7 protein-coding genes are annotated in these 15,674 nt (G+C 36.6%); 4 read left to right on the top strand and 3 right to left on the bottom strand.

Annotated elements, in window-relative coordinates; genetic code table 11:
• Positions 1-97: 97 nt before the first annotated feature.
• Together J2Y60_RS01610 and J2Y60_RS01605 are read right to left on the bottom strand one after the other, a co-directional pair.
• A complete protein-coding gene (locus J2Y60_RS01610) occupies positions 98-1,084 on the bottom strand; it encodes a type IX secretion system membrane protein PorP/SprF (RefSeq protein ID WP_309912405.1) in 987 nt (328 codons plus the stop codon).
• Between the two features lie 112 nt (positions 1,085-1,196).
• Positions 1,197-9,725: an SdrD B-like domain-containing protein gene (locus tag J2Y60_RS01605; protein WP_309994527.1), complete on the bottom strand. Its 8,529-nt coding sequence runs from the start codon at positions 9,723-9,725 to the stop codon at positions 1,197-1,199.
• Between the two features lie 596 nt (positions 9,726-10,321).
• Here J2Y60_RS01605 and J2Y60_RS01600 point away from each other — a divergent pair.
• The 4 genes from J2Y60_RS01600 (at position 10,322) to J2Y60_RS01585 (ending at position 13,316) form a co-directional block, all read left to right on the top strand.
• The gene (locus J2Y60_RS01600; protein WP_309912408.1) at positions 10,322-10,858 is read left to right on the top strand and encodes an RNA polymerase sigma factor; all 537 of its coding nucleotides are present in this window, start codon (positions 10,322-10,324) and stop codon (positions 10,856-10,858) included.
• A gap of 87 nt (positions 10,859-10,945) precedes the next feature.
• On the top strand, positions 10,946-12,154 hold the full coding sequence (locus J2Y60_RS01595) for a hypothetical protein (RefSeq protein ID WP_309912410.1): 1,209 nt from the start codon (positions 10,946-10,948) through the stop codon (positions 12,152-12,154).
• 108 nt (positions 12,155-12,262) lie between these two features.
• Complete coding sequence (locus J2Y60_RS01590) at positions 12,263-12,931, top strand: hypothetical protein (RefSeq protein ID WP_309912412.1); 669 nt, start codon at positions 12,263-12,265, stop codon at positions 12,929-12,931.
• Positions 12,932-13,070: 139 nt separating this feature from the next.
• A complete protein-coding gene (locus J2Y60_RS01585) occupies positions 13,071-13,316 on the top strand; it encodes an acyl carrier protein (RefSeq protein WP_309912414.1) in 246 nt (81 codons plus the stop codon).
• An 87-nt stretch (positions 13,317-13,403) separates the two neighbouring features.
• On the opposite strand, the gene J2Y60_RS01580 is transcribed toward J2Y60_RS01585, so the two are convergent.
• Positions 13,404-15,614 (bottom strand): TonB-dependent receptor domain-containing protein, encoded by a 2,211-nt coding sequence (locus J2Y60_RS01580; protein WP_309912416.1) that lies wholly within the window; start codon positions 15,612-15,614, stop codon positions 13,404-13,406.
• Positions 15,615-15,674: the final 60 nt, after the last annotated feature.

Below are 15,674 nucleotides of genomic sequence, written 5' to 3'. Positions count from 1 at the left end.
AATATTTTACTATCTATAGTATTACTAGGAGGTTTCTTTACAATTTTGGTTCTTATCTAAGCATATTGCTTAGATATAATGCTCGTATATTGCTTGATTAAAAGTATCGTGGCGTAAGTATCTTCGTTTTACGATACCCAAATTCATAACGAAGCATAAATTCATGAGAACCTTTTTGTATATTTTTCAACCCATTTATTGCATAATCATAAGCATATCCAAAACGAATTTGATCAGTAGCTTGAACCTCTAGCATTCCTATCACTGCATCACCATATTGATTAGTAAAAGGAGACGAAAATTTCAAATTATTAGTCCTCCATGAACAACCAAGAGCAAATCTATCATTAAACCATAGGTTTACATTTAAATCAAATGAAGCCACATCACGCGTCATTTTAGATAAAACTGATGGTTTTAACGTAAATGAACGACCTAATGGGAAAACATACCCCATCATCAAAAAATAGTGGCGTTCTTGCCTTGTTACTGAATCTCCAGATTTACCTGCTTCAGCATCTATCAATCTATTTCGCATTAAACTCGGACACGAAAACCCTATATAACCCCTGTCATCACTTAGATAAATGCCCGCTCCAAAATTAGGTAACCATTTATTGAAAGAATAAGTAAAAGCTTGGTCACCTGTTTGAGTTAATAATGTTTGTGTTAGGTTTCCAGAAATACTCGTTGCGCCAGCTTGAAGTCCCATGGCTAAGGTTGCTCTTTGCGTTACTTTTATTCTATAGGCATAAGAACCGTATAAACCCACATTCCTAAAGTCCCCGATGTTATCATTGTAGGCTTGAAAACCTACTCCTACTTTCTCTCCATTTATCGGACTATCAACTGAAAATGATTGCGTAGTAGGTGCTCCCGTAATATTTATCCATTGTTGTCTATGTACTACAGTGGCACTCAATACATCACGGCTTCCTGCATAAGCAGGATTTATTGGCAACATATTGAACATATATTGTGAGTATTGAACCTCTTGCTGTGCCTGAATAGAATGGACAGCTGTTATGGTGAACAATAATGCTGTCACATATTTAATTCTTGAAAGGAAACCTTTGAGCTTCATGCTATTCAAATTTAAGATTTTATAATTACCAGAATTGATTCTATTCTGCTAGTAAGATTAAATAAAGTGATGCTTATTGTAGCCATTCTATCGAATGGCTACAATGAATGATTTATCGAGAAATAGTCATATAACGCACAGGTTCTACACCCGCCGGTAATGCTACTTTTTCTCCTGTTGCTCTTTTATATATTGTTACTTTATAGAAGTACGTACCCGATGGTAAACCCATCCCTTTCTCAATTAAACTTACGCCTGTGTTTGGTCTTGCGTCCCAATCATTTTTATAATCTTCAGAAACATAAACCAAACTTCCCCAACGATTATATACTTCGACAGCTGCCCTTTCATCTGAGTTGACACCATCAATCACAAAAGTGTCGTTAACTCCATCCCCATTCGGTGAGAAACCATGCGGAATAGATACTGGTTTTGTAGGCGGCGTGGTATTTGGTATGATAATTGGCGTTGGCGAAGACTCCAATGGGTTTCCATCATTATTTGGATCAGGATTTTCTCCATTCACAGAAGAGTCCGTTACCTGAGTAAGATTATCTTCAGTCATTGCCTTAGCATATGCATTTGTATGAAGCGTATCTATTAATACATTTTTGGTAATATTAATGGTGTACTGGATTACGATACTATCACCAGGAAGTAATGCTGTAGTAGAATCAACGGTAAGTAAGGAGTCTAATCTTCCATTAAATTTGAGATTTAATGCAGCATTTGCTCCTCTTACTAAAGTAGGTCTTCCTAAAATAGACCAAGCCGCTACTTGGCTACCAATTGTTGTTGTCAAATCATTACTTAGAGCAATATCTTTAAGGAGTACATTACCATAGTTTTTGGCAATTAATGTCATCGTAACATTGTATGAACCATCTGATTGAGGACTAGTATCAGTCACTGCTGATAATGAAACGCCAATCGATGCTTTTACATTAGAAGCTCCTTTTGTTAGCACCACTGGTGTTGCTACATTATCATTTGACGGATTCAAATCACCGTTTCCATCTGGATTAGTTCCATTCGTTGAAACATCTGTGTATGACTTATTATCAGAGCCAAGTCCTGTTCCTATCGCTACGTTGTTAAACACAGAATCCGTTGCCGCTGCTACATTTATCGTAACCGTTAAATTGATAATAGCTGAATCTCCTTTGGCAAGCGAACTTAATGAATCCACTAATAAATTACTATTAGCACCTATTCCATTATAGTTTGGATTAATTGCTATACCAGCCTTGGTTGTTGTTAAGGTTGGTTTTGTCACTATCGTTGCTCCTTTCGCCACAAAAACTACACCGAGGCTATCTCTTACATTGAGTCTGGTAATATTATTTGTTCCCATATTAACTACTTTGATTCTATAAGGAACTGTCCAAACATTCTGTGAAACTCTTTTCAAACCAGCACTAACCAATTCTTTCGCTAATCCAATTATGGTAGTAGAGTTACCTAAAGTTACCTGCGTTACACTTGGATTGGCATTAACATTTGTACCATTACTAGACTTCGCAGTAAGCACCTCATTGGTAGGGCGTTTACCACTTATCTGAGCCTGACTATTAAATGGACCAGTCTCTCCATTGGTTGTAACCTGAACAATATAAGTTACTGTATCTACTGCCCCAGGAAGCATATAGCTTGTAGCAGAATTAACTATATTGGAATCTAACAATCCAAAATTATTATTCACAGTTAATTTAGAGCCAGCTCCCAATGTTGGTTTTTTAATGATAATTGCCGACGTCGGAGTTTTAAAAGTAGTAGCCAAATTATTGGTTAGGCTTACATTTTTAAGTGTGTCTTTACAGAAGTTTTTAGCAATTAATTGATAAGTAACATTATAAACACCACTCGACACCGATACGGTGTTGGTCACTGCCATTGCCAGCCCTACTCTACATGAATCTACCGTTGTGATTTCACCATTAACAGTTACAGAAGAATTATTATTAGCAGGATTAGTATCATTAAATGAAGAAACAGAAGCAGGGTTTGTCACTGCGGTTGTTACTTTCATTTTGGCTACATAAGTAAACGTTTTTGTTTGATCTTTTTCTAATGAATCTAAGTTAATTACGATTTTGCCTCCCGATATTGTTAATCCTGCAGGAATTAAAATTAAGTCTATACCAGCTGGGAAAGGGTTGCTAATTACGATATTCCTCGCTGTATTCGGACCATTGTTTTTAACTGAAATCGTAAAATTGATATTTTCGTTAAGTTTTGCAGTTGCTTTATCTGAAACAATGGTAATAGCTACATCAGCACTCGGAGTTGTAGTGCCATTATCAACAATAATTCTCGCTCCTGCTGAATAACATCCCTCAGTCGATTGATAGAAAGCATAATAAGTACCAATTCCTACAGCCGTTGGTGTTAAAACTGTATTCGTCGTTGGCGAACTTGTCGTTTTAAATACTAATGTCGTTCCTGTTGGTGCCGTACTAGTAACTAGTTTTGTTAAGTCAGCGGTTGCTCCTACTGCAATGGTACTATTAATGGTAACTGGAGTAACTATATTTGAAGTAGTATTCACTACAAATGATAATTCATTTGATTGTGGTGAAATACAAGATAGACTTTCACAAGTAGCACTATATTTTATATTAGCATTTGGCACAATGATTTTAGGCAATCCCGTTGTTCCATCAGACCATCTAATAGTTCCTACACATCCTGTTGCACTTAAAGTAATCGCTTGTCCCAAACAGATAGTTGTTTTATCTGATGTAATAACTGGTGCTACTAGGTTACATAATTCCGTTACCGTAATCGTTACTGAACTTTTATCATCTTCATTATTATTCGTTCCATTTGCTGGCGTCGAATCTGGGTCAGGTTGGTCAGATTTTGTAATTTCAGCAGCGCTAGTAAATGTACCAGCTGTAAGCACTTTTACTTTATAAGTAAATACCTGTGATGAGCCACTCGGAATACTAACACTTGTTCCTGTAATAACTCCAGAAGTATGAGTCGTATTAGTGCTTGATACAAATACCATCCCTGCTGGTATTATATCCTTCACTTCAACGTTGGTTGCAGTATTTGGTCCAGCATTATTAACAGTTAAGGTATAAGTAAGCGTATCACCAACATGCGGCGTAAGATTTGATACAGTTTTTATTAAACTCAAATCAGCATTTTCTCCATTAATCGTTACTGAAGAAGAATTATTTGTAAGATTAGGGTCTTTTAATGAAGTAACAGAAGCAGGGTTGATAATTGTTGCTGTTCCTTTCATCTTGCCTACATAAGCAAATGTCCTTACCTGATCTTTCATTAAGGAATCGAAGCTAATCACGATTTTATCTCCCGAAACGGTTAATCCATTAGAACTTGAAACAAATTCTAAACCAGCTGGTAGAGGATTAGTAATGATGATATTCCTTGCCGTACTTGGTCCGTTGTTAGTCACCGAAATCAAGAAATTGATATTTTCATTCAGCTTTGCAAGTGTTCTATCAGCATCAATCTTAATTGCCACATCTGCATCAGCTACAGTTGCTTGATCATATACAATTATTCTAGTTCCTGCTGAATAACATCCATCAGCCGATTGATAGAAGGCATAATAAGTACCTATTCCAACGGCTGTCGGTGTTAAAACTGTATTCGTCGTTGGCGAACTTGTCGTTTTAAATACTAATGTCGTTCCTGTTGGCGGCGTACTAGTAACTAGTTTTGTTAAGTCAGCGGTTGCTCCTGTTGCAATAATCGTGTTGGTCGTAACTGGACTCACAATACTTGGAGTAGTATTTACGATAAACGATAACTCATTAGATTGTGGGGAAATACAAGGTGAGCTTTCGCAAGTAGCAGTATATTTTATGTTAGCAGTTGGTACAATAACTTTAGGCAGTCCCGTTGTTCCATCAGACCATCTTATAGTACCAGCACAACCTGTCGCACTTAAAGTAATGGCTTGTCCCAAACAGATAGTTGTTTTGTCTGATGTAATAACTGGTGCTGATGCTGATGTAACTGTAATAGTTCTGATTAAAGATGCAGCACTTGTACAAAGTCCGATACTACAAGTAGCAGTATAGGCTGTTGTAACAGTTGGAGAAACCGAAACTATTGCACCTTTCTGGCCATCAGACCAATTGACCGTACCGCTACAACCAGTCGCTGTCAGTTGTACTGCACTTCCTAAACAGATGTTTGAAGTTGCCGAAGTAATGACTGGTATCGCTGGGTTCTCAACGGTAATCACCGTTTGAACTGATTTTATTGATGTACAAAAAGCAGTACTACAAGTAACAGCATAAGACGTTGATTTAGTCGGTGTCACTGTAAGGCTTGCTCCTGTAGCAGTTTTATCATCATAATACCAAGTGACTGTTCCATTACAACCATCCGCTGTTAATGTTAATGAGCCTCCTGGACAAACAGAGGCAGCTGTGGTACGTATTGTTGGTGCTGGAATAGGCACTACGTTGATAACTTTCGAGGCAGAAGCATTACTAATACAACCATTGATAGTACAAACAGCACTATAGCTTGTTGATACAGTCGGTGTTACTAATATAGTAGTTGTTGTTTGTCCTGTATTCCATCTTATCGCTCCATTACAATTTAACGCAGTTAATGTAATGGATTCTGAAGGACATATTTCTGTTTTCTCCGCTAAAATATCAGGAGCATTCGGTTTTTGTGTAACGATAATGTTGATAGCTGCTAATGCGCTTTCGCAACTTGATGCTTTACATTTGGCTGTAAATGTTTGTGAAGAGCTAGGCGTTACCGTTAACGTATTTCCTGTTGGTAAACCTGCAACTTGCCATTCTATTACTCCGCTACAACCACTAGCTGTAAGTACCGATGATTCGCCCGAACAAATAGTACTTTGTGAAGCAATTAAAGTTGGTACTGCAATATTCGTTACTGTGATGCTCATTACATTTGATGCAGGGCTTTGGCAAGCATCTTTTTGACAATAAGCTGTATATGTTCTGCTGACTGTTGGGCTAACTGTTATTGAAGCCACATTTGTTTGCCCTGAACTCCACACGATAGTTGAACCTGTACAGCCAGTAGCTGTTAAGGTAGTTTGTCCGTTCAGACAGATAACACTGTTTGTTGCTGTGATTACTGGTGCAGTTAAGTTACATACTTCTGTGACAGTAATGCTGACAGTGCTTCTATCATCTTCATTATTATTGGTTCCATTACCCGGTGTTGAATCTGGGTCTGGCTGATCTGATTTTGTAATTTCAGCACTGTTTGTAATATTCCCTGCTGATAGCACCTTTACTTTGAAAGAAAATTGTTTAGAAGAACCACTCGCAATACTTGCTACTACTCCTGTAACAACTCCTGAACTATGCGTTACATCGCTACTTGATAAAAATGCCAATCCTGATGGCAAAGCATCTTTCACTTCAACATTAGTAGCAGTATTAGGGCCCGCATTGTTTACATTTAATGAATACGTGAGCGTATCGCCAACATGCGGTATTGAATTTGAAACCGATTTGGCCAAACTTAAATCAGCTCTTTCTACTACGTTTACTGTGACTGATGATGTATTATTAGCCAATTTACTTGGGTCATCATTTGTTCCAGTGATTGTTGCCGTGTTAACTACTGCCCCTATTTTGCTAAGTTTTACATTTATTAAAAGTATTTTATTCGACCCCTCTGATAAGCTACCCACATTCCAAACTCCAGTACTACTGTTATATTGACCCGCAGGAATGGCGCTCACAAAAGTGGCTCCTTGTGGTAAAATATCTGTTAATGTTACATTATCAGCATTAATATTCCCAATATTTCTTGCGTCAATAGTATATGAAATTTCTTGCCCTAATAAATAAGAAGGCGATGTTCTAGCATCTGGTGATGAGATTACGGTTTTTACTACCGCCAAATCTGTGAAACATTTTGATACTTTAAATGAAATGGAGGTACGGTCACTCACACAGCCTTCAGCACTAGTTGCTTCAGCAAAATAAGTTACAGTTCCTTCAATCGTTGGCGTTACAGAAAATCCTAAGTCTGAACCAATGCCAATTGGTGTAGTGCTTGTCGCTGAACTATACCATTTAATCGTATTGCCAGCACTCACAGCAAATAATTTGGTTGAGCTACCTAAACAAATAAGGGTATCGCTCTTTAAATTAACAGGTGCAGCAGGTTTTGCCTTAATCGTTAAAATTGTATTTGCCAATGCTGCATTACAAAGCGGAATAGCTCCATCAGGGTCATTGGTTTTAAAACTCAATATGATAGAACCATCAATCACATCCGCAGCTGATGGTGTATATTTTGCAGTAAGGCTAGCGGCATTATCAAAAGTACCTGTTCCATCTGTAGTCCATACCCCACTCGTTGCTCCTCCGCTTAATATTGCATTCAATTGTACTGGCGTTGACGTTCCTCCGCAAATTGGTAAAAGAGCAGTTAAGCTAACAGCGGGTGGATTGGTACATTGACAAGTCGTAATATTTACAACCACCATAGCTCCGTCGCTATAACAACCATTACTTGATTTCTCGAAAAGGAAATACGACCCTGCCCCTATCGCTGTAGGATTTGAAATAACAGGTGAAGTCGTAGAATTAGCAGTATGCCATTCAAAAGTTCCGCCTGTTGATACTGTACTAGTAATAGCGTCGGCTAAGTTTACGCTTGTAGCATTGATGGCACAATTATTAGTAAGCGTTGCACGTACTGTTGGAGTAGCTGGCTTAGGATTAACAGCTACCGTCACAGATGCTTTTTCACTAGGACAAGCAGTTGCTGAACTATTAACAATACTTAAAAAATAAGTAGTTGTAACCGAAGGCGATACTGTTATTGATGAAGTCGTTGCAAAAGGAGTGGTTGCAGTAGCAGAAGTAAACCATTGAAAAACTGGGTCGGTTACGCCTGGTGTTCCTAAGGTTACAGTTCCACCTGAACAAATAGTAGTACCCAAAATAAAAGGAGCAGCAGGAGTTGTATTAACATTGAAGCTAACACCCGTTGCATCTAATTGAGCACATATGGTACTACTAGTATTTATCGTAGTTGCTAAATCGCTTGCTTTAGTAACCCCAAAAATTATATTTGACAAATTCAAATAGTTACTACTGCTTGAATTAGCATTATATACTAACGTAAAGATTTTGTAAGCATCAGGAAGCGCCACAGAAAATGATGGTGTGTTACTAATCTGTTGGATAGTATTAGTAGAGCCTTTTGTAAGGATATAGTTTACGGAGAAACCAGCAGGCGCTACAGGTGATACTCCTGTAGAAGCAGCAAGTACTACTTGTCCACCAGCCGCTGGTAAACAGATGCTAGGAGTTGTTGTTGTTAATGTCCCTGTCCCAATAATACAGTTAGCAACAATACCAGCATCAATTGTTAAATTATCTCTGCCAACATCGCCAGCTGGTTTTGTCACATCAATTGCGATAGTATTACTAAAACCACCTACGCCAGCATCAGAATCGTTTGTTGAGTTACTGCCTGGGGCATTTGGTGTTACAAAGCTTCTTCCTGTCGGTAAAATGAATTTAACTTTGTAAGAACCCGACATTAAATTACTAAACAAATATTTTCCTCCATTAGCAGTAACATCAGTTGCCAATAAGGTATTGTCTGTAGCATCGTATAATTCTACTGTAATACCATTTATTCCTGTTTCACTTGTATTTTTAATACTATTTCCGTCGACATCATTCCAAACGATACTACCAATAGAACCAAACAAGCCTGGTGTAAATTTAAAAGCACAACAACCATTTACTGGACAACGCCCATTGGTTGCTGTAAAAGCATATTCTGTATAATCGGTAACATTTGTTATTCTAATGTTACCATCTGCTAAAAGTGTGACATCAGGAGTAGTACTTGTAACAATTACTGGCGTACCAGTTGCTCCTACTTTTTTAGTCCAAACAATATTGGTAAAGCCTGTTGGTATTTGTGTTACATGTTCGTCTCCAGTATAAAAAAACTCTTCTATAGAAAAGCAAGTGCCATCTTGATCATCTTCTAAAATCAAATGATTACTAGGTGTTGAGTCGGTATCTTGCTCTGTTTCTTTTGTAATCTCTGCGATATTATACCAAAAGCCTCGTTTAGTAACAGTAGCTACTACTATCATCGTAAGTTCAGTACTTCCTGCCACTTCGCCTACATTCCATACTACAGACGTTACACCACTAGCTGTTGTCGTAGTGGCAGTACCAACTCCATTAACATTAAATGATTTGAAAGTAACTCCTGCTGGTAGCGTATTGGTTAATTCTACTCCAGTAGCTTTATCTGGATTGATGTTCTTAACCTTAATAGTATAAATGATATCAGCACCAACAACGGGACTTTGATTACTGATGGTTGTGCTTACTGATAAATCGGGCAAAGCAGCAACAGTATTAAATGATGAAGTGAATGATAGAAATATTATCCCAATAAAAGCACGACAAACAGCCATTGCATGGCGGTTGTTTTGTGTACTAGAACTAGTTAACAATGATAACATAGCAAAAAACGATTTTGAAAAATTAAAGTCGTTTTTTAATGCACGATTTTTGGCAACTACTTTCGAAGGGTAGTTATTAAACCAATTAAACAAACTTGTTTGCATTAGTTTTTTACTTTTATAAACCGAGTTGCTTTGGTAAAAAATTTGAGTCATTATTTGTACAGTTAGTAGATTGTCCATTTGTATGCTGGAATACGTTTTGAACAATTTAGGTCCCAATCAAATTGAATTAGTATATATGGTAGCTCATTTCAATCCTTGTGCTTCATTTAATGCTGCTAAATGATGAGGCATCAAGTTGTTATTTATTGTTTAGTTATAGGCATACCCTACACTAAACAAATTACTTGTATTCAAAAAAAACTATTAGTAGTGCTATAAAAAGAGACAAATAGGTTTGTTTTTTCATTTTAGAAATGAATATCCCCTTTAAAAGCATCCAAAATTGTGCCAAATAATTAAAAAATAGCAACTATTTTTAATTATTGAATAGGATGTTTAAATTCATAAATTTAGCACCCTTTTTATTTATAAAACTGTTTGAATAGTTTTTTTTAGCAATAATTTTTTATTAGCAGTATCTAAACGTAATTCTGTGTTTACTTTTCCGTGAGAAATGATGAATTTATTTGAAGTGGTTATTGAATAAACTATTGAATAATAGGTACTGTTTAGATGAAAAAAAATATTTTTAATTATTTTTTCATCCAAAGCAATATGAAGGAAACAATTGGTGTATTCTTTTACAGATGAGGACAGAACAACTACTACATATACTAAAACAGTGCCGAAAGAATGATCGAAACGCACAGCGAGAGCTTTATGAAGGCTTTTATAGGTATGGCTTATCAGTTTGTATTCGTTATGTAGCAGACCTTGATACATCTAGAGAATTATTAAATGATGGTTTTATGAAAGTATTTACCAATATAGATCAATATAAACCCGATTACCCTTTCGTGAGTTGGTTCAAAAGAATTTTGGTAAATACATGTATTAACCATCTTCGTAAATCGCATCAAGAAATACCTACGGCCGAGCTGGTTGAAGCATCGGAAATGGGGATGGAAATGGATTTATTTGGAAAGTTTTCGGTGGAAGAAATTGCTACACTCATTCAGCAACTACCTCCTGCTTATAGAACTGTATTTAATCTACACGTTATTGAAGGATATGAACACAAAGAAATAGCCGAAATGCTGAATATTTCAATTGGCACTTCGCTCTCTAACCTTCATAAGGCTAGAAAAAAATTACAAGAACTGATTTTAACTAATAATTTTTAATATGTACACACTAATTATTGATTAACAATGGATGAAAAAGCCGTCTGTAAAACGATAATTATCTTTGGTTAATAAAGCACTGAAATCATGGATGAACAAGATTTTGACCGACTGTTTGGTTCGCAGCTTCCCAATTTTGCGGGGAGTGATTGGCGGGAAATGGAAGGACGTTTGGAAAGAAACGATTTAAAACGGAAACTGACCCGACTGATGTGGGCGATACCATCAATAGCCACTATTATGTTTGGCGTTTCGGCAGTGTTGTATCATTACTTAAACCAAACCCAACAAAAAGTAAAAGAATTGGAAAATAGGTTAGTAGAAGTACATTCAAAGTATTCTAGCAAACCTGATACTATTATCCAAAAAACAATTGTTTATGATACGATTTATCAAAAAGTATTCGTCACTAAAACAATTGTACAAGTACCCAGTACGAGTGAAAAATTTACCAATAACCAAGACAAAGCTTACTTCGAAAAATATGATAATAAAACTACTGGAGAACAATCTATTATAGAAAGAGAAAAGTATATGGGTATGAATAAATTAAATTTTAAAAGCCCGATTTTAGCTACTTCGTCTCTCGACAAAAAAAACTTGATTGAATCTTTTAAATCAGTAGCAATGGAGGAAGATTCATTAGTGATGGAAAATCATTTCTCGATTATTCCAAAGTCGGTCTCAATTGGTGCGTTGGGTGGTATTCAAATGCCAAGTGGTGATTTTTTAGAACGCGGAGGAGGTACTCAAATAGGGATAAGAACCGTTCTGGGTTATCATAATAGCAAAGGCTTAGAACGTTGGGGGGTAGTGATTGATTTACAGAAAAACGATCTCTTTTTCGAGAACCACCGAGAAGAGGGCTTCGGGTCTTTTGACGGGGGCTTTGGAATAGGCGGAGGCGGTGGTGGTGGTGGCAAAAAGCCATTAAAAAAAGTTGATGTACCTCAATTTTGTGCTTATCAAGTTGGGTTGGGGCTACGATACAATTTATTATTTAATCAAAACTTCAAACCATATTTTGGAGTAAACTGGAGCATTCAAATACCTAATCAATATAATATCAATTACTATTATGAAGACCCAACGAACAATCAAAGTACCTCTAACAAACAAGCATCCATTGCCAATTTGTTAGGGGGCAACGTTGGGGCAACGTATCAATTTTCAAAACATTTAGTAGCCAGTGCAGAAATAAATTATCAGACCCAAGCATTAAAAAACCCTAACCCTTTAAATGCTCCGGCTACTTTAGGTGCTAGGCTTGGATTATTTTATAGGTTTGGTAATTAAGGTTTAGCGTTTCACATATTATAAGTTTCCGTGCCTGATTTTTCTTTAAAAAGTCGGGGTGTATATCTTTTTGTCAAAAAATAACCACTATTTGTTTATAGTAAAAAAATGAAGAATAATTCAATTAAAGTACTGATGCTGATGTTCATTCTGACTGCTGTTTTTAAAACCAATGCTCAGAATACTACCCCTAACGAGCCGATTTTTGGCACAGTAGTCGTAAAAAAAGTATCAAGCGATACTACTAAAAAACCTTTTAATATATTAAAACCAGCTTTTTTAAGGCTTGGTGTAATCGGTGGAAGTATATTTTCATTTGATGGTGGACGAAATTCTGTAGGTGGAACACTAGGATTAAGAGTGGAATATGGTATTTCAAATCGTTTTTCAATCATTGGGCAATTTCAAGATAATGCAAGCAGAGGCAACGATTTCCCAGAAGTACAAACGTCTTTAGGATTGAATTGGATGCCCTTCAAAAGCAAACGTTTACAACCTTACGTTGGACTTGGAGTAGGTATTGGTGGCAATGGTTTTGGTAGGTATAATCGCCGATTCTCTGGAGCAATGCCTGCATTTGATTTCGATAATAATCAAAGAAGACATCATGCGGAAGGTTTTGGTTTGGTAAGAACAGGCCTCAACTATGTGATAGCACGCCGACTGATTGGAACGCTAGAAGCAAATTATCAAATGCCTTTTCAAACAGAAGGCTCGAATGGGAACGCTAATATTGCTTTGGGCTTATCGTACCAATTCGGAAGAAATAAAAAATAGCAACACAAATTTGGTTTTACATAAACGGTTGGGGCTAATGCCCCGACTGTTTCTTGAAAGCTTAGAAACGTGTGCTATGTACAAGATGTAACACAGTAAAATATCAAAAGCTTATTTTCTCATACTAACTCTTTTCATTATGAATACTTCAGTCTTAACCACCATTCAAGGTTTTTTAACAAAAACGTTTTATGTGAAACCGCATAGGGTAAAGCCCTACACTAGAATCTATGAAGATTTAGATTTGAATCAAATGGAATTTCTAGAAATGGTAATGATTGTTGAAAATGAATATCAAGTACAATTGGCTGATGGAGAGCTAGGTAAATGTAAAAAAATTAATGACCTCGCTAAGATGATTGAGCGAGCTTTAGGAAGAATATGAGAGTTTTTTCATAGATGTAGAGTTTAAGTGAATTGGAAACGCCATAAAGAATCTTATGGCGTTTTTTGTTTTTTTAAATGTCTAAACTTACAATTTATACTTCAGCGCCAAATTAACGATTGCTCCTTCTTGGGGTGCCCAAATTGGCTTGAATGATGGATTTTGAGGTGTTCCTGACACAACGCTCTCGTAATCAGACTGTTTGATGTTCAATACATTTTCAGCATTTAATATCAAACTTAGGTGGTCTCCAAATTTACGCTCAATGGCCGCTGCCCAAAATGAATAATCTTTCACTCGTTGATTATCGTATAAATATTGGCTACCTACAAAACTACTTTCTATTCCAAAACGCCATTTATTTTCTACCGTATACGCTAATGTTAACGAAAATTTATCTTGCGGACTGAAAGGCAAATAAGCCGATTCTCCTGAGCCTGAACGTTTGGCAATGGTATGATTATACCCTAAATAAAATTCAATGGCATCATATTCTAATCGCAAATAGGTATCTGTACCAATGCTGTTAATATCATAATTTGCATTGGTCAAGCGAGTTCTATTATTACTACCAATTGAAGCCTCTGCAATGACTGGATTCGTAATATTGGTATAATAAAAGGCTTGGTCTAATTGTATTGAAAATTTTTCCCCAATGTGCGTAGAATATGCTACATCTATATTACTTCCCACAGAATGTTCTGGTTTTATCCCAATATCTAAAGGACTAAGGTTCCAGTAGTTTACACTAGTAACACTGTTCGCTGGCGTTTGGTTAGCAAACACATTAGGTGTTTTATACCCCGTTCCGACACTCCAACGAACGGTAAAATGCTCAGAAGGCTTGGTCATCAATGAAATACGAGGCAACACAAACGTGCCAAAAACATTATGCTTATCTACCCGCAAACCTGTTTGTAATGAAAGTTTGGGGAATAACTGCCAATCGTCCTGAGCAAAAAAACCAAAAGTATTATATTGATAACTTACTAATTGAGTACTATCAAGTTGAGGTTTATTAAAATTTTCTAATGTAAAGTTTCCTCCTAAAACTACCTTATGTTTACCTGCAATCAAATAGTCAGAGATTTCGGTATATGATGACGTTTGGTTAGCCTTGAAGAATTTACTTTGTTCAGTAAAGTTTCTATTAAACTTACTAATAGCCCCTTTGATGGTTAAAGTATTATCGTCTGAAAAAGCGTGATTAAAATTATAGTCAACAGTATGGCGTTGAAAATCGTTGGCAGAAACAAAAAGCGGACCTGTGTTATTTTCTTGGTTTACAGCCTCCACAACGCCCCCAGCCCTTTTTTCAGTGATAAAAGAATAACCTACATTTACTTTGCTTTTATCTGAAATGGTATAAAAAAAGCGTGGGTGAAAAGAAAACTGCTTTATTAAAGGACTATCAGAAAAACCATCATTGTTTACATCTACCGCCTTTTGATCAGTGACACCTGCGAAAAGCGTCATACCAAATTTTCCAAGTTTCTGGGCATAATAAGTATTCAGGTTAGTCTCTTTTAAGTTACTTCTATTTAAAACACCTGTAAATTCTGGAGTTTCAGAGGTAGGTGTTTTTGAAACAATATTAATCATTCCTCCTATTGCCCCTCCGCCATAAAGTGTAGACACTGAGCCTTTTACTACTTCCACTTGTCGTAAATCTAAAGGTGGAATTTGCAAAACGCCTAAATTACCCGAAAAGCCTTCAAAAAGCGGTATGCCGTCGCGTAAAATCTGTGTATATTTTGAATCTAAACCTTGCATTCTAATGGCTTGATTTCCATTGGTAGGCGAAGTTTTTTGGATATGAATAATAGAAATATCCCCGAGAATACTAGCGACATTCCCTGGTACTACCGCACTTTCTTCATCCATATCTTCTTGACCAAGCACCTCTACTTTTATAGGTAAATCTTCAATGCGTGAATTGGTTCTAGTAGCCGTAACGGTCACTTCTTCCAAATCTTCTTTTGAGGGTGAAAGGGCGATAACAAAGGGTTGTTTATCTTCAGAAAGAGGCAACGTAATTTCAATCTGCTTTTTTTCATACCCAATAAAACTAGCTTCAAAAAGCTGTTTGCCAGTGGGAAGATTTTTTAATGTTACCAAACCATTGACATCGGCCGAACCACCAATTGCTTTTTTTGTGTTTAGCAAGCGAACACTTGCTCCGATAAGGACTTCATGATTTGTAGAATCCTCTAGTTTAAAGTTAATACTTAGATTTTGTGCAAAAATTGTTGAAGTGAACATCATCAACAAGGCTAGGAATAAAAGTTTTTGTTTCATTTGAATCCATTTTTTGAACAAACCTATGACATGAATTTGGAGGAAATTTGAAGACAGCAA

It is taken from the genome of Arcicella sp. BE140 (assembly GCF_031456255.1).
Taxonomy (GTDB): Bacteria; Bacteroidota; Bacteroidia; order Cytophagales; family Spirosomataceae; genus Arcicella; species Arcicella aquatica.
Note: the sequence above shows the minus strand (reverse complement) of the source record. Positions and strands in the feature narration are given on the sequence as shown.